Origin of the sequence: Kribbella sp. NPDC059898, from assembly GCF_042730855.1 — a bacterium.
GTDB lineage: Bacteria > Actinomycetota > Actinomycetes > Propionibacteriales > Kribbellaceae > Kribbella.
In genome coordinates this window covers 118,972-133,832 of sequence record NZ_JBHWKR010000008.1, presented here as the reverse complement: position 1 = coordinate 133,832, position 14,861 = coordinate 118,972, and the positions used below count along the sequence as shown (strand labels likewise).

Sequence of the window (14,861 nt, the reverse complement as noted above, 5' to 3'; positions counted from 1 at the left end):
TCGACGACATGATCCCCGTGGCCGTGTCCATGACCGTGTCCGTGCCCGTGAGATCTGCGGCGGTTGCCTCTGCGGTCGGCACGCCGGCGCCCGACGTTGCGGCTGGCCATCGGCTACTCCCTGTTTTGACAATCAGTTCCAGCTAGAATGAAAATGATTGTCATGAGATCTGGTCTTCGCGCAATTATTGCCGGTGCCGCGACGCTGGCCGTCCTCGCCCTCGCGGGGTGCGGCGCCGCGACCGCCGACGGTACTGCCGACGGCAAGCTCAGCGTGGTCACCTCGTTCTACCCGCTCGAGTTCATCGCCCGTACGGTGGGCGGCGACGCGGTGCACGTGACCACTCTCACCGCGCCAGGCGTCGAGCCGCACGACCTCGAGCTGACGCCGAAGCAGGTCGCCTCGATCGCCGAAGCGAAGCTGGTCGTCTACGAGAAGGACCTGCAGCCGGCCGTCGACGAGGCCGTCGACCAGAACGCCAAGGACGCCGGCTTCGACGTCGCCCCGGTCGCCCAGCTGGAGGACACCGGCGCGGACTTCGAGCAGCACACCGGCGCCGCGCCGATCGCGCACAAGGACAACGCGCTCGACCCGCACTTCTGGCTCGACCCGGTCCGGTACGCCGCTGTCGTCAAGGCCGTCGAGGAGAAGCTCGCGACCGTCGACAGCGCGAACGCGGCCGGGTACCACGAGCGGGCGAAGGCGCTGCTCGCCCAGATCGACGCGCTGGACACGGCGTACAAGACCGGTCTCGCGCACTGCAGGCTGACGACGTTCGTGACCAGCCACCAGGCGTTCGCCTACCTCGCGAAGCGGTACGGTCTGACGATGATCGGGATCGCCGGGTTCACGCCGGACGCCGAGCCGACGCCGAGCCGGATCAAGGAGGTCCAGGACATCGTGAAGGCCCAGCACGTGACCACGATCTTCTACGAGGAGCTCGTCAGCCCGAAGGTGGCCGAGACGATCGCGAACGACGTCGGCGTCCAGACCGCCGTACTGAGCCCGATCGAAGGCCTGTCGGACGCGAACTCGAAGGACACCTACCTGACGCTCATGCGGCGCAACCTGCAGGAACTCGAGAAAGCGAACGGCTGCTCGTGACGGCTGACAACGCGGTGAGCGTCGACGACCTGTCGGTGGATCTCGGCGGCCGGCTGATCCTGCGCGGGATCGATCTGCGGATCAAGCAGGGTGAAGTGCTGGCCGTCCTCGGCACCAACGGGTCCGGCAAGTCGACCTTGATCAAGACGATCGTCGGGCTGTTGCCCGCGGCCCGTGGTCAGGTCCGGTTGTTCGGTACGCCGGTCCCCCGCTTCCGCGCGTGGCGCCGGGTCGGGTACGTACCGCAGCGGATCACCGCGGCCGGCGGCGTACCGGCGACGGTGTACGAGGTGGTGTCGTCCGGGCTGCTCTCGAAGCGCCGGCTGTTCTCGCCGCTCGGTGCCGCCGGCAAGCAAGCGATCGAGGACGCGCTGCAGGTCGTCGACATGGCCGACCGACGCAAGGACGCGGTCGCCGAGCTGTCCGGCGGGCAGCAGCAGCGGGTGCTGATCGCCCGGGCGCTGGTGTCCGATCCGGACCTGCTGGTGCTCGACGAGCCGACCGCGGGCGTGGACCTGGCCAGCCAGCAGATCTTCGCCGACGCGGTCCGCGAGCGGGTCGAGCGCGGTACGACGGTGGTGATGGTGAGCCACGACCTCGGCCCGATGGACGCGCTGATCGACCGCTCGGTGGTGATGCGCCGCGGCCGGATCGTGTACGACGGACCGCCGCACGCCTCGCAGACCCACGCCCACGTCCACCACTCACAAACCGCCGACGACGAACCGGGGTGGCTCCCCTCATGACGATATTCGAACTCGAGTTCATGCAGCGCGCGCTGATCGCCGGGTTGCTGACCGGGCTGTCCGCGCCGGCCATCGGGACGTACCTGGTGCAGCGGCGGCTGTCGTTGATGGGTGACGGGATCGGGCACATCGCGATCACCGGAGTCGCACTCGGTCTGCTGACCGGGACGGCGCCGGTGCTGACCGCGGTGATCGTGTCGATCGCCGGCGCGACCGCCATCGAACTGGTCCGCGCCCGCGGCAAGGCCACCGGCGACGTTGCGCTGGCACTCCTGTTCTACGGCGGTATCGCGGGAGGTGTCCTGCTGATCGGCCTGGCCGGTCAGGGCGCCGCAACACTGAACACCTACCTGTTCGGCTCACTCACCACGGTCTCCCAGAGCGACCTGTACGTCGTTGCAGGCCTGGCGATCGCCGTGCTGGTCGTAGCGATCGGCCTAGGCCCACAGCTGTTCGCGGTATGCCAGGACGAGGAGTTCGCCCGTACGACGGGACTCCGGGTCCAGGTGCTCAACTTGGTGATCGCCGTGATGGCCGCGGTCACCGTGACGGTGGCTATGCGCACGGTGGGGCTCCTGCTCGTCAGCGCGCTCATGGTGGTCCCGGTGGCGACGGCGCAGCAGATCACGCGCTCGTTCCGCAGTACGTTCGTGACCGCGTGCATCATCGGCGTACTGGCGTGCCTGGCCGGCATCGTCACGTCGTACAACGCGAACGTCGCACCTGGCGCGACCATCGTCGTACTGGCGCTGGCCGGCTTCGTGGTGGCGGCTGTGGTCGGGACGCTGCTCCGCCGTCGGTCGGCGCGGCCGTTGGCGGACGAGGAGCCTGAGGTCGGCGTACCGGCACCGGAGCCGCATGTGGTGAGCGCGGGGCATCCGCACGCGCACAACCAGGAGTGCGGTCACAAGAAGGTCGAACACGGGGACCATGTCGACTACGTCCACGACGGTCACCTGCACGCGGCACACGGTGATCACTGGGACGAGCACTGATTTGCCGACTTCTGAGAGAATTGCCGGCGACAGGGAGATGACAGGAGGAACGGTGGCTATCGGAACACGCTCGACCCGTCAGCGCGCGGCGGTCGCGCACGCGCTCGACCAGATCGACGAATTCCGGACCGCCCAGGAGATCCACCTGGAGCTCCGGTCGGCCGGTGAGGCCGTCGGCCTGACCACCGTCTACCGCACCCTGCAGGCGCTCGCGGACTCCCGCGAGGTCGACGTACTGCGTACCGCCGACGGCGAAACGGCGTACCGGCGCTGCTCGAAGGGCCATCACCACCACCTGGTCTGCCGCAACTGCGGCCGCACGGTCGAGGTCGAGGGCCCGGCCGTCGAACGCTGGGCCGACAAGGTCGCCGCCGAACACGGCTACACCGACATCAGCCACACCCTGGAGATCTTCGGCACCTGCGCCGACTGCGCCGGCAAGTGACGCAGGTCACCTTTGCCTTTGAGTGCACTCCAAGGCGTACGGTCTGAGACATGACCACGATCGAACTGCACGCACCCGAGCTGGAGCCGGTGGATCCCGACCTGCTCTGCCTGCTGGAGCTGCCGGACGATCTGCCCGACGACCTGTCGATCGCCGAGGCCGCCGAGCTCACCGGGCTGACCGCCCACACGTTGCGGTACTACGAACGCATCGGTCTGGTCGACGTACGCCGGGACGCCGCCGGGTACCGCAGCTACGACCGGCGGGCGATGTCGCGGATCGTGTTCGTCAGCCGGCTGCGCGCCTCCGGGATGTCGATCGGCGCGATCGGCCACTACCTGGAGCTGGTGGTCGAGGGCGACCACACCGCTCCGCAGCGGCTCGTCCTGATGCAGGAACACCGCGAACGCATCCAGCGGCAGCTCAAGGACCTGCAGCTCGCCCTCGCGGTCACCGACTACAAGATCGCCGCGTACGGCGGCACCGCCGCACCGTAAACACCAACTGGATTCAGCCGACCGTCACGCACGGCTCGGCCGGCTTGTGATGGGAGAAAACAGATGAAACTGGGTAGCCAAGGCGCCGAGGTCAGCCGGCTCGGACTCGGCTGTATGGGCATGAGCTTCGCGTACGGCGCCGCCGACGACAACGAGTCGATCGCCACTCTGCACCGCGCGCTCGACCTCGGCGTCACGTTCCTCGACACCGCCGACATGTACGGCTTCGGCGCCAACGAGGAACTCGTCGGCCAGGCGATCGCGGACCGCCGCGACGAGGTGTTCCTGGCCACCAAGTTCGGCATCACCGGCGACCCGCGGAACCCCGCGGTGCGCGGCATCAACGGCTCGCCGGAGTACGTCAGGTCGGCGATCGACGCGTCCCTGCAGCGGCTGGGCGTCGACCACGTCGACCTGTACTACCAGCACCGGATGGACCCCGCCGTACCGGTCGAGGAGACCGTCGGCGCGATGGCGGAACTCGTCCAGGCCGGGAAGGTCCGGTACCTCGGGCTGTCCGAGGCGTCCGCGGAGACGATCCGGCGGGCGCACGCCGTACACCCGATCACCGCCGTCCAGTCGGAGTGGTCGCTGTTCAGCCGGGACATCGAGGAGACGGTGCGGCCGGTACTGCGGGAGCTCGGCATCGGGGTGGTTCCGTACTCGCCGCTGGGCCGGGGCATGCTCACCGGCGCGCTGCCGACGGAGCTCGCCGCCGACGACTTCCGCCGTACCCTGCCGCGGTTCGCCGCGGACAACCTCGACGCCAACCTCAAGCTGGTCGAACAGATCCGCGCGGTCGCGGCCCGGTACGACGCGACGCCGGGGCAGATCGCGCTCGCCTGGGTGCTTGCGCAGGGCAACGACGTGGCGCCGATCCCGGGGACGAAGCGGCGCAAGTACCTCGAGGAGAACTGGGCCGCCGTCGACGTCGAGCTCTCCGCGGCCGACCTTGAGGCACTGTCGAAGTTGGCCCCGGTCGGCACCCGGTACGCCGACATGACCTGGGTCGCCGGGCAGACCGCACCGCAGAGCTGATAAACTGTGCGCAGTAAGCCTTCCTACCGGACTCTTCCGGCGGAAGGCTTTTCTGCGTTCTGTATCCCTTTGTGAGGAGACGTATGTCCGACCTGGTGGTACGCCGTGTGCAGGCGTCCGACCGCATCCTGATGGAGCGACTGTGGCTGATGTTCCGCCACGACCTGTCCGAGTTCCAGGGCCAGCTGCCACGGCCCGACGGCAGCTACCGCACCGAGTGGCTGGAGAAGGTGCTCACTGGTGACCCGGAGTGGGCCGGGTACCTGATCTCGCTGGGCGACGTACCGATCGGGTTCTGTTTCATGCGGGCGCTGCAGCAGCCGGTGCACGTACTGAACGCGTTCTTCATGGTCCGTCCGGCCAGGCGCCGCGGGTACGGGCTGCAGGCGGTACAGGAGGTGTTGTCGCATCACCCCGGTCCGTGCGACGTCGCGTTCCAGGGCAACAACGAGAAAGCGGTCCGGTTCTGGCAGCGGGTCGCGACCGAGGTCTCCGGGGACGTGTGGACGCAGGAGGAGCGCCCGATCCGCGGCAACCCCGACGCGACACCGGACCTGTGGATCTCATTCAAGGTCTAGCGGCAACCCGAAGTACTCGAACAGCTCCTGGTCGAAGAAGACCACGTTGTGCGTGATGCCGGCCTTGGCGACGGTGAACACCTGCAGGCTGTGCGCGTGGAACCGCCCGTCGCCCCCGCGCACGTAGGCGCCGATGGCCGGCTGGTCGTTGGCGACCGTCGGCAGCAGTCGCCAGGCAGGGCCGCGCATCGCGTACACGCGGGCCATGAACTCGCCGTACGCGTCGCGGCCGACGTACCAGAGCGGGGCCGGCGGCATCTCGAGGACGACCCGGTCGGTGAGCAGCCGGGTCAGGCCGCTGACGTCGGCGGCCTCGAACGCGCGGATGTAGTCGTCGATGACGGACTTGATCTCGCGGTCGTCGGGCTCGTCGACGTCGTCCTCGGTGATGTCGATCTCGGCGAGCTTGGCCCGCGCCCGCTGCAGCGCGCTGTTCACGCTCGCGGACGTCGTCTCGAGGGCCTCGGCGATGTCCGCGACCGGCCAGTCGAGGACGTCCCGCAGTACCAGGACCGCCCGCTGCCGGGCCGGGAGGTACTGCATCGCGGCGATCAGGGCCAGCCGCAGACTCCCCTGCGCGACCATCGCCGCCGCCGGGTCGGTCGGGAACGGCTGCAGCCACGCCACGTCCGTCGACAGCTCGATCGGCGCCTGCGCGTCCTCGGTCACACTCACCAGCCCCGACGGCAACGCGCGACGGCCCTTCCCCTTCAGAGCGGTCAGGCAGGCGTTGGTCGCGATCCGGTAGAGCCACGTCCTCATCGACGCCCGCTGCTCGTCGTACGTGTCCGCGGCCCGCCATGCCCGCAGCAGAGTCTCCTGCACGAGGTCTTCCGCGTCGTGGATGGATCCCACCATGCGGTAGCAGTGCACCAGCAGCTCGTGCCGGTGCGGCTCGGTCATCCGGTCGAAATCGTCACGGTCCATCGTCAGCCTCCTGCAGGTATGTACTGCGCGACCTCACCAAAATCATCGGTCCAGCACCGATGAATCCGGCGGACCTGCCAGGTATATCCCGACGTCCCGTGCAGACGAGGGAGAAAACCTGATGACCGCACTGATCGACCGTCCCGTGGCAACCCGTCGTGGGCTGATGCTCGCCGTCCTGCTGCTCGGCCAGTTCATGGCCCTGCTCGACACGTCCATCGTGAACGTCGCGATGCCGGCCGTCGGCGCCGGCTTCCACGCCTCCGGCGCCTGGCTGCAGCTGGTTGTCGGCGGCTACCTGGTCGCGTACGCGATGACGCTGATCACCGGCGCCCGGCTGGGCGACCTGTACGGCCGCCGCCGGATCTACCTGACCGGCGCGATCCTGTTCACGCTCGCCTCGCTCGGCTGCGGCCTGGCGCCGGCGATCCTGCCGCTGGTGCTGTTCCGGTTCGTCCAGGGCGTCGCCGCGGCGATCATGGTGCCGCAGATCATCAGCCTGATCCAGGCCCACTTCACCGGACCGGCCCGCGCGAAGGCGTTGTCGGCGTACGGCGTGACGCTGTCCGCCGGCCAGGTCGCCGGGCTGATCGCGGGCGGCCTGCTGGTCGGCGCGAACCTCCTCGGCTCCGGCTGGCGCCCGGTGTTCCTGGTCAACGTCCCGGTCGGGATCTGCCTGGCGATCCTGGTTCCCCGTGCGGTGCCGGCGGACCGCCCCGCGTCGGCGCGGCGCCTCGACCTGACCGGGCTGGCGTTGTCGACCTGCGCCGTACTGCTGGTGGTGCTGCCGGCGGTGGTCGGTCACGAGATCGGGTGGCCGTTGTGGACCTTCGGCTGCATCGCCGCCGGGGTCGTGCTCGCGGTGGTCTTCGTCCGGTACGAGCGCCGTACTGCGGACCCGCTGCTCGACCTCGACGTGCTGCGGGCCCGCGGGTTGCCGGCCGGGCTGGTGACGATGGTGTTCACGGTGCTGGCGCTCGGCGGGTTCCTGTTCGCGTTCACGCTGCACCTGCAGACCGAGCTCGGCGAGTCGGCGATGCGGGCCGGGCTGACCTGGCTCCCGTTCGCCGTCACCTTCGGGCTGGTCGGATACTTCTGGCGGACGGTCCCGGCCCGGCTGCACCACCTCGTCGTACCGACCGGCCTTTTGCTGTGCGCGGTCGGGTACGCGGGTGTCGGGTCGTTCCTGTGGCTCGCGATGGTGCTGGCGGGCGCGGGCATGGGGTTGTCCGCGAGCCCGCTCGTCACCCAGTCGCTGGTGAACGTGCCGCTGCCCCGCGCCGCGGACGCGAGCGGAATCCTCACCACCGTGATGCAGCTCGGCCAGGTCGGCGGCGTCACGATCTTCGGCACGGTGTACCTGTCGACGCGCTCGTTCCCGGTGACGCATTGGGCCGTCGCGCTGACGGCGGCGACCGGCATCGTCGCCGCCGCGTTCCTGGCTAGAACAGTACGACCGACCGCAGTACGTCGCCGTGGTGCATCTTCGTGAACGCGTCCTCGACGTCCTCCAGCGCGATCGTCTCCGACACGAACCGGTCCAGCGGCAGCCGGCCCTGCAGGTGCAGGTCGATCAGCATCGGGAAGTCGCGGCTCGGCAGGCAGTCGCCGTACCAGCTGGACTTCAGCGCGCCGCCGCGGCCGAAGAAGTCCAGCAACGGCATCTCGAGCCGCATCTCGGGCGTCGGTACGCCGACCAGGACGACCGTACCGGCCAGGTCGCGGGCGTAGAACGCCTGCTTCCAGGTCTCCGGGCGACCGACCGCGTCGATCACGACGTCCGCGCCGAACCCGCCGGTCAGCTCCTGCACCGCCTCGACGACACCGTCGTGGTCGAGGCCCGTGGAGTTGATCGTGTGGGTGGCGCCGAGTTCCTTCGCGGTGCCGAGCTTGCGGTCGTCGAGGTCCAGCGCGATCACCTTCGCCGCTCCGGCAAGACGCGCGCCGACCACGGCCGCCGCACCGACGCCGCCGGCACCGATCACCGCGACCGTGTCGCCGCGGCCGACGTTGCCGGTGTTGAGCGCGGCGCCGAGGCCGGCCATCACGCCACATCCGAGCAGCCCCGCCACCTCGGGCTTCGCCGCCGGGTCGACCTTCGTGCACTGCCCGGCCGCGACCAGGGTCTTCTCCGCGAACGCCCCGATGCCGAGCGCCGGGCTCAGCTCGGTGCCGTCGTTCAGCGTCATCTTCTGCTGGGCATTGTGGGTGTTGAAGCAGTACCAGGGCCGGCCGCGCAGGCAGGCGCGGCAGTTCCCGCAGACCGCCCGCCAGTTCAGTACGACGAAGTCACCCGGCTGTACGTCGGTGACGCCGTCGCCGACCGCCTCCACGATCCCCGCCGCCTCGTGCCCGAGCAGGAACGGGAACTCGTCGTTGATCCCGCCCTCCCGGTAGTGCAGGTCCGTGTGGCAGACCCCGCAGGCCTGCACCTTCACGACCGCTTCACCGGGACCGGGGTCCGGAATCGTGATCTCCTCGATCGACACCGGCGCACCCTTGCCCGCCGCCACCACACCACGCACCGTCTGAGCCATACGCCCGAACCTAACCGCCATCCCACCGCCCCGTCAGCCCCTCCCGGGCGTGGCGTAAAGAACGACAGGACGTAGTCGTCTACGTATACCGCCCGCCACGCCTGCAGCTAGCTGGCGAGAGCCCGGTGGACACCACTACCTCCTGTCCTTCTTACCCCTCCTGTCCACCAGTCGGGGGACAGCGGGTCCGCCGGGCGGTGCTCCCGGGGACCCATGGCCTGGCGCGAGAGTTGAGGTATGGAGAACGACAACGCAGTGAGGGTGCGCGGCCTGGTCAAGCGGTACCCGGACAAGGTCGCGGTCGACGGTGTCGATCTGGACATCCACCGGGGCGAGGTGTTCGCCCTGCTCGGCCCGAACGGGGCCGGTAAGACGACGACCGTGGAGATTCTGGAGGGGTATCGCCACGCCGACGCCGGAGAGATCAGCGTGCTGGGGTCGGACCCGGCACACGCCGACCGGGTCTGGCGGTCCCGGATCGGGATCGTCGCCCAGACCACCCGGGACGAGGCCGTGCTGTCGGTCGCCGAGATGGTCACGCACTTCGCCGGCTACTACCCGAACCCGCGCGACCCCGAACAGGTGATCGCCGCGGTCGGCCTGGAGGAGAAGCGCAAGGCCCGGGTCCGCAGCCTGTCCGGCGGCCAGCGCCGCCGGCTGGACGTCGCGCTCGGCGTGATCGGCAACCCGGAGCTGCTGTTCCTGGACGAGCCGACCACCGGGTTCGACCCGGAGGCGCGGCGTCAGTTCTGGACGCTGATCGAGGAGCTCCGCACCGAGGGCACCACGGTCCTCCTCACCACCCACTACCTGGACGAGGCCGAGCACCTGGCCGACCGGGTCGGCGTGATCGCCGACGGCAAGATGATCGAGATCGCGACTCCAGAGACCCTCGGCGGCCGCGGCGCCCGCACCGCACGCGTCTCCTGGCTGGCCGCGGACGGTCAGCACGAAGTACGCACGGACCAGCCGACCGCCGAGGTCGCGCGACTGATGGCGGAGTACGGCGGCGCGGAAGTACCGGAACTGGAAGTACGCCGGCCGAGCCTCGAAGACATCTACCTGGAACTCATCGGGTCGGCCGCCGCCGCTCCGGAACTGGAAGGAGCTCTCAAGTGAGTGCCGCGCTGCCGTCCCCGCTGAAGGTCGGGCTGTCCCGCACCGGGATCGAGGTGAAGGAGTTCTTCCGCGAACGCGAGCAGCTGATCTTCACCTTCTTCTTCCCGATCATCTTCCTCGGCATCTTCTCCGCCGTGTTCAGCGGCACCGACTTCTCCGGCGGGGTCACCGCCGCGACCTACTTCACCCCCGGGATGATTGCCTCCGGCATCTTCCTGACCAGCTTCCAGTCGCTCGCCATCGCGATCGCGATCGAGCGCGACCAGGACGTCCTCAAGCGGCTCCGCGGTACGCCGATGTCGCCGCAGTCGTACTTCATCGGCAAGATCGGCATGGTCCTGATCACCTCGATCCTGCAGTTCGCGCTGCTGCTCGCGATCGCCGGCCTCGCGCTCGGCGTCGACATTCCCACCTCGCCCGCCAAGTGGCTGAACTTCCTGTGGATCTTCGTCCTCGGTACGGCGTCCGGGTCGGTGCTCGGGATCGCGTTCTCCGTCGTACCGAAGTCCGGCCGGGCCGCGTCCGCCGTCGTCACCCCGGTGGTCCTGCTGCTGCAGTTCATGTCCGGTGTGTACTTCGTCTACAGCAGCCTGCCGTCGTGGATGCGGACCGTGGCATCGGTGTTCCCGCTGAAGTGGCTCGCGCAGGGCATGCGGTCGGTGTTCCTCCCGGACGGGTTCGAGGTGCACGAGCCGGGCGGGTCCTGGCAGCTCGGCACCGGCGCGATCGTACTCACGGTCTGGCTGGTCGTCGGCCTCTTCCTCGCCCAGCGGCTGTTCCGCTGGACCCGGCGGGACGCCGGCTGATGGACGGGCTCCCCGCGCGGCGTGCTGCCGAGGAGCCCGCTACGCCGGTGTGGAGCGGGCCTCGTCTGTGGATCCTCGTGTGGAGGAAGATAGGGTCCGTGCAGAACTCACGCGGCGCCGGGCAGCCGGTCTGGACCCGGGCGCTGGTCGGCTGGCACATCGTGTTCTGGGTGCTGCTCGGGATGACGCTCGCGCTGTCGTTCCTCGGTCACCTCGGCACCGTGCGGCAGTCGGTCTACGTCGGTACGGTCGTGGTGCTCGGGGCGGCGTACCGGTTCATCGGCCTGCCGGCGATCCGGTCCCGCCGGCGGCTTCCGTCGTACACCTATCGGCTGCTGCTGATCGCCTGCCTCGCGACACTGATCGGGATCTACCCGCAGTCGGTGTTCCTGATGTTCATCGCGTCCGCGCAGATCTGGCTGCTCTGCGAGGACCTGCGCGAAGGCATCGGGCTGAGCGTGCTGCTCGTGGTCGCCGTCGGCGCGGCGCAACTGTGGAGCGCCGGGTGGGGCTGGAGCGCGTTCTGGGAGATCCTGCCGTGGATGCTGGTCAGCCTCGTGGTCAGCCTGCTGTTCGGGATCTGGATCGAGAAGGTGATCACGCAGAGTCAGCAGCGGGCGGAGCTGATCGAGCAGCTCGAGTCCGCCCGCGACGAGCTCGCCGAGGCGCACCACAGCGCCGGCGTGATGGCCGAGCGGGAGCGGATGGCGCGGGAGATCCACGACACGCTCGCGCAGGGGATGACCTCGATCGTGATGCTGAGCCAGGCTGCCGCGGCCGAGCTTTCCCAAGGCGGCGCCGGTGTGGCGGCTCGGCTCGCCGCGATCGAGGACACCGCCCGGGAGAACCTCGCCGAGGCGCGGGCGCTGGTGGCGGCGTTCACGCCGGTCGCGTTGTCGGAGGCGACCTTGACCGAGGTACTGCGGCGGCAGGCGGAACGGTTCGCCGCCGAGACCGGGGTCGACGTACGGGTCTCGCTTGACCTCCCCGACGACGAGGTCGCGGCGCTGCCGCAGGCGCAGCAGGTGGTGCTGTTGCGGTCGGCGCAGGAGGCGCTCGCCAACGTCCGCAAGCACGCGGCCGCGACGCAGGTGCTGATCACGCTCGGGTTGTCCGGCGGCGGCGTCTGGATCGAGATCCAGGACGACGGGTCCGGGTTCTCCCCCGGCGTCGCGTCGACCGGCTTCGGCCTGAACGCGATGCGCGGCCGGGTCGAGGAATCGGGCGGTACCGTCCAGATCGACAGCGCGCCCGGCCACGGCACGCGCGTCCAGGTTCTGATCCCAGCAGTGCAGGAGGATGTGTGATTCGGGTTCTGGTGGTCGACGACCACCCGGTGGTGCGGTCCGGGCTGTCCGGCATGCTGTCGGTGACCGAGGACATCACGGTGGTCGGCGAGGCCGGCGACGGTTCCGAGGCGCTGGCGCTGGTCGAGTCGACCAAGCCCGACGTCGTACTGATGGACCTGCGGATGCCCCGGATGGACGGGGTCGCCGCGACCGGGGCGATCGTGTCTACGTACCCGTCGACGCGGGTGCTGGTGCTGACGACGTACGACACCGACACCGACATCCTGCACGCGGTCGAGGCCGGCGCCGCCGGGTACCTGCTCAAGGACACCCCGCACGCCGAACTCCTGAACGGCATCCGCGCCGCCGCCCGCGGCGAAACGGTCCTCGCGCCACCGGTCGCGGCCCGCCTGATGTCCCGCCTCCGTACGCCGGCCGCGCCCGCGGCGGCGCAACCGTCACCCCGCGAACTCGAAGTACTCGCCGCCGTCGCCCGCGGGCTCAGCAACGCCGAGATCGGCCGCGAACTGTTCATCGGCGAAGCAACGGTGAAGACCCACCTCCAACGCCTGTTCGCCAAACTCGACGTCGACGACCGCACCCGCGCCGTCACCGTCGCCATCGAACGCGGCCTGCTCCCCTCCCCCGGCCGCTGACCACTGGGCTGTTACAGCTGGACGCCCGTGTCGGGGCGGCTCAGCTGCAGCCTCGAGGCCGGGGCGGGCTCCTGGTACGACACCTGCTCGCCCGCCTGCTGACTCTGCGGCGTCGGGTTCGTCGCCGCCTGCATGCTCTTCGCCAGCTCCGGGTCCAAGCCCGCCGCCGGCTTCTCCGCCTCGGCCGTGATCTTCTCGACCAACCCAGGCGCTGCCTCCACCGCCGCATCGACCGGCTTCTCGTTCTGCCCGATCGCCGTCCGCACCCGGGTCATCCCCTGCCGCGCGCTCGCCAGCGACGTCCCCATCTGCTCGCTCTTCGACCGAATGGTCCGCGCGACCTCGCCGCTCCCGAGCCGCGGCAGCCCCTCACCGAATCTCGACGCGCCCCTCCGGGCGTCCTCCAACCGGTCCGCCACACGCTGAACGTCCGCCGCGGCGCCCTCGACGATCTGCTTGACCTTCTCCACGTGCTTGCCAAGCGCCCCGACCGGCGACTTCTCCTGCCCCGAACCGCCCAGCGCCTCAACGTTCTCCATCGCGGTCCGCAGCTTCGCGCGACTGTCCTGAAGTACGGCGAGCGTGCCGCGCGGCTGCCCCGAATCATGGGTAGCCTCCAGGCTGCGCCTCAGGTGCCCGAGGTTCGACGCGATCCGGTCGACCTGCCGCTGCGTTTCCTGCTGCGCGTGCACCAGCCGCCGGTCGACCTCCCCGCCACCCGGCTGCTCGAACCGCGCAACCTCGGCGGCCGACTCGTACACCCGATCGACCGCGGTCACCGCCCGCCCCAGCTGCTGATCGAACTCCGGATCGCTCAGCGCCTGCCGGAGCGCGGCATCGGCCTCCGTGAGCGCCCGCACGATCTGCGCCGTACGCCCGGCAACCTCGTCCTTGTCCACGATCAGCTCTCCTCTACGCGCGTCACTGCGCACCCTGCCACCCAACAGGTCCGCTCAGTGCCGGCCGTCCTGCTGCGCGGACCCGTCTGCCGGCAACCACTCCGTACGCTGCACGTCCAGCTCCTCCGGCTCAGCCGCCGTACCGTCGTCGTCCGCCAGTCTGGCCCGCATGTTCTCCGCCAGCTGACGGACCTCCTCACGTACGGCGAGCAGCTCCCGCTCCGCCGCCTGCCGCGGTGTCTCGCGCTCCGGCACGTTCCAGCTCCCGTCGTCGGTGATTGCTCCAACGACGGTAGACGCGGACGAACCCGCGACCGGTTCCCTACTGGTCCTGTGTGACCTCGTTCGGTACGGCGCCGCCGTACCGCCGGTCGCGCCGCGCGTAGATCTCGATCGCCCGCCACAGGTCCCGCCGGTCGAAGTCCGGCCAGAGCGTGTCCAGGAACACCATCTCGGCGTACGCCAGCTGCCACACCAGGAAGTTGCTGGTCCGCTGCTCCCCCGACGACCGGACGAACAGGTCGACCTCGGGGATGTCCGGCGCGTACAGGTGCCGGGCGATCGTCTGCTCGGTGATCCGGTCCGGCTTGAGCTTGCCCTCGGCAACGTCCCGCGCGATCGACCGCATCGCGTCCGCGATCTCCGCGCGGCCGCCGTAGTTCACACAGAACTGCAGCGTGATCGTGTCGTTGTCCTTGGTCCGCTCCTGCGCGTACTCGAGCTCGTCGATCACGCTCTTCCACAACCGCGGCCGCCGCCCCGACCACACCACCCGCACCCCCATCGCGTCCAGCTCGTCCCGCCGCCGGTGGATGACCTCGCGGTTGAACCCCATCAGGAACCGGACCTCCTCCGGCGAACGCGCCCAGTTCTCGGTCGAGAACGCGTACGCCGAGATGTACTTCACCCCAATCTCGATCCCGCCCTTGATCACATCCAGTAACGAAGCCTCGCCCGCCCGGTGCCCCTCGGTCCGCGCCAGCCCCCGCTGCTTGGCCCACCGCCCGTTCCCATCCATCACGATCGCCACATGCCGAGGCACCAGTTCCCTGGGCACAACCGGCGGCCGAGCCCCCGAATGATGCCCCTCCGGCGCCACCACAACCTTCCTCTCCCCCAGCCTCTCCCCCGACCGCTCCCTCGACCCCCCGGCCCCCCGAATCCCCGACCCCCGAGACTCCGACCCACGACCCCGACGACGACCAATAGGCGACATAACCCGCAG

17 protein-coding genes are annotated in these 14,861 nt (G+C 69.6%); 12 read left to right on the top strand and 5 right to left on the bottom strand.

Going from position 1 to position 14,861, the window contains the following annotated elements:
- Window positions 1–162: 162 nt before the first annotated feature.
- The 7 genes from ACFV9C_RS24905 (at window position 163) to ACFV9C_RS24875 (ending at window position 5,403) form a co-directional block, all read left to right on the top strand.
- Entirely contained in the window at window positions 163–1,104 is a 942-nt protein-coding gene (locus tag ACFV9C_RS24905) for a metal ABC transporter substrate-binding protein (protein ID WP_380197184.1), read from the top strand.
- A complete protein-coding gene (locus tag ACFV9C_RS24900) occupies window positions 1,101–1,850 on the top strand; it encodes a metal ABC transporter ATP-binding protein (RefSeq protein WP_380197182.1) in 750 nt (249 codons plus the stop codon). Before ACFV9C_RS24905 ends, ACFV9C_RS24900 begins: the two co-directional genes overlap by 4 nt.
- Complete coding sequence (locus ACFV9C_RS24895) at window positions 1,847–2,845, top strand: metal ABC transporter permease (RefSeq protein ID WP_380197180.1); 999 nt, start codon at window positions 1,847–1,849, stop codon at window positions 2,843–2,845. Before ACFV9C_RS24900 ends, ACFV9C_RS24895 begins: the two co-directional genes overlap by 4 nt.
- 52 nt (window positions 2,846–2,897) lie before the next feature.
- On the top strand, window positions 2,898–3,290 hold the full coding sequence (locus tag ACFV9C_RS24890) for a Fur family transcriptional regulator (protein ID WP_380197178.1): 393 nt from the start codon (window positions 2,898–2,900) through the stop codon (window positions 3,288–3,290).
- A 50-nt stretch (window positions 3,291–3,340) separates the two neighbouring features.
- Window positions 3,341–3,787 (top strand): MerR family transcriptional regulator, encoded by a 447-nt coding sequence (locus ACFV9C_RS24885; protein WP_380197176.1) that lies wholly within the window; start codon window positions 3,341–3,343, stop codon window positions 3,785–3,787.
- Between the two features lie 63 nt (window positions 3,788–3,850).
- A complete protein-coding gene (locus ACFV9C_RS24880) occupies window positions 3,851–4,825 on the top strand; it encodes an aldo/keto reductase (RefSeq protein ID WP_380197174.1) in 975 nt (324 codons plus the stop codon).
- A gap of 83 nt (window positions 4,826–4,908) precedes the next feature.
- Complete coding sequence (locus tag ACFV9C_RS24875) at window positions 4,909–5,403, top strand: GNAT family N-acetyltransferase (RefSeq protein WP_380197172.1); 495 nt, start codon at window positions 4,909–4,911, stop codon at window positions 5,401–5,403.
- Here ACFV9C_RS24875 and ACFV9C_RS24870 read toward each other — a convergent pair.
- Window positions 5,389–6,330, bottom strand: coding sequence for a sigma-70 family RNA polymerase sigma factor (locus ACFV9C_RS24870; RefSeq protein ID WP_380197170.1), 942 nt, complete (start codon window positions 6,328–6,330; stop codon window positions 5,389–5,391). The genes ACFV9C_RS24875 and ACFV9C_RS24870 overlap by 15 nt on opposite strands.
- Window positions 6,331–6,451: 121 nt before the next feature.
- Between ACFV9C_RS24870 and ACFV9C_RS24865 the strand changes: the two genes are divergently transcribed.
- Window positions 6,452–7,822, top strand: a complete 1,371-nt coding sequence (locus ACFV9C_RS24865; RefSeq protein WP_380197168.1) for an MFS transporter — start codon at window positions 6,452–6,454, stop codon at window positions 7,820–7,822.
- Here ACFV9C_RS24865 and ACFV9C_RS24860 read toward each other — a convergent pair.
- Window positions 7,773–8,867 (bottom strand): S-(hydroxymethyl)mycothiol dehydrogenase, encoded by a 1,095-nt coding sequence (locus tag ACFV9C_RS24860; RefSeq protein WP_380197166.1) that lies wholly within the window; start codon window positions 8,865–8,867, stop codon window positions 7,773–7,775. The genes ACFV9C_RS24865 and ACFV9C_RS24860 overlap by 50 nt on opposite strands.
- 237 nt (window positions 8,868–9,104) lie before the next feature.
- On the opposite strand from ACFV9C_RS24860, the gene ACFV9C_RS24855 reads away from it, so the two are divergent.
- The 4 genes from ACFV9C_RS24855 (at window position 9,105) to ACFV9C_RS24840 (ending at window position 12,737) form a co-directional block, all read left to right on the top strand.
- Window positions 9,105–9,986, top strand: coding sequence for an ABC transporter ATP-binding protein (locus ACFV9C_RS24855; RefSeq protein WP_380197164.1), 882 nt, complete (start codon window positions 9,105–9,107; stop codon window positions 9,984–9,986).
- Window positions 9,983–10,792 (top strand): ABC transporter permease, encoded by an 810-nt coding sequence (locus tag ACFV9C_RS24850; protein ID WP_380197162.1) that lies wholly within the window; start codon window positions 9,983–9,985, stop codon window positions 10,790–10,792. The genes ACFV9C_RS24855 and ACFV9C_RS24850 overlap by 4 nt, the downstream gene beginning before the upstream one ends.
- 98 nt (window positions 10,793–10,890) lie before the next feature.
- The gene (locus ACFV9C_RS24845) at window positions 10,891–12,099 is read left to right on the top strand and encodes a sensor histidine kinase (RefSeq protein ID WP_380197160.1); all 1,209 of its coding nucleotides are present in this window, start codon (window positions 10,891–10,893) and stop codon (window positions 12,097–12,099) included.
- A complete protein-coding gene (locus tag ACFV9C_RS24840; protein ID WP_380197158.1) occupies window positions 12,096–12,737 on the top strand; it encodes a response regulator in 642 nt (213 codons plus the stop codon). The genes ACFV9C_RS24845 and ACFV9C_RS24840 overlap by 4 nt, the downstream gene beginning before the upstream one ends.
- A gap of 11 nt (window positions 12,738–12,748) precedes the next feature.
- Here ACFV9C_RS24840 and ACFV9C_RS24835 read toward each other — a convergent pair whose 3' ends face one another.
- The 3 genes from ACFV9C_RS24835 to ACFV9C_RS24825 all read right to left on the bottom strand — a co-directional run bounded on the left by ACFV9C_RS24835 (window position 12,749) and on the right by ACFV9C_RS24825 (window position 14,738).
- Window positions 12,749–13,636 carry a hypothetical protein gene (locus ACFV9C_RS24835; protein ID WP_380197156.1) on the bottom strand — a complete coding sequence of 296 codons (888 nt, stop codon included), beginning with the start codon at window positions 13,634–13,636 and terminating at the stop codon, window positions 12,749–12,751.
- A 54-nt stretch (window positions 13,637–13,690) separates the two neighbouring features.
- Window positions 13,691–13,891: a hypothetical protein gene (locus ACFV9C_RS24830; protein ID WP_380197155.1), complete on the bottom strand. Its 201-nt coding sequence runs from the start codon at window positions 13,889–13,891 to the stop codon at window positions 13,691–13,693.
- Between the two features lie 67 nt (window positions 13,892–13,958).
- On the bottom strand, window positions 13,959–14,738 hold the full coding sequence (locus ACFV9C_RS24825) for an isoprenyl transferase (RefSeq protein ID WP_380197153.1): 780 nt from the start codon (window positions 14,736–14,738) through the stop codon (window positions 13,959–13,961).
- Window positions 14,739–14,861: the final 123 nt, after the last annotated feature.

Coding starts and splice junctions, on each gene's coding strand:
- ACFV9C_RS24905 (WP_380197184.1), top strand. CDS start 163: ATGAGATCTGGTCTTCGCGCAATTATTGCCGGTGCCGCGACGCTGGCC.
- ACFV9C_RS24895 (WP_380197180.1), top strand. CDS start 1,847: ATGACGATATTCGAACTCGAGTTCATGCAGCGCGCGCTGATCGCCGGG.
- ACFV9C_RS24885 (WP_380197176.1), top strand. CDS start 3,341: ATGACCACGATCGAACTGCACGCACCCGAGCTGGAGCCGGTGGATCCC.
- ACFV9C_RS24880 (WP_380197174.1), top strand. CDS start 3,851: ATGAAACTGGGTAGCCAAGGCGCCGAGGTCAGCCGGCTCGGACTCGGC.
- ACFV9C_RS24875 (WP_380197172.1), top strand. CDS start 4,909: ATGTCCGACCTGGTGGTACGCCGTGTGCAGGCGTCCGACCGCATCCTG.
- ACFV9C_RS24870 (WP_380197170.1), bottom strand. CDS start 6,330: ATGGACCGTGACGATTTCGACCGGATGACCGAGCCGCACCGGCACGAG.
- ACFV9C_RS24865 (WP_380197168.1), top strand. CDS start 6,452: ATGACCGCACTGATCGACCGTCCCGTGGCAACCCGTCGTGGGCTGATG.
- ACFV9C_RS24860 (WP_380197166.1), bottom strand. CDS start 8,867: ATGGCTCAGACGGTGCGTGGTGTGGTGGCGGCGGGCAAGGGTGCGCCG.
- ACFV9C_RS24855 (WP_380197164.1), top strand. CDS start 9,105: ATGGAGAACGACAACGCAGTGAGGGTGCGCGGCCTGGTCAAGCGGTAC.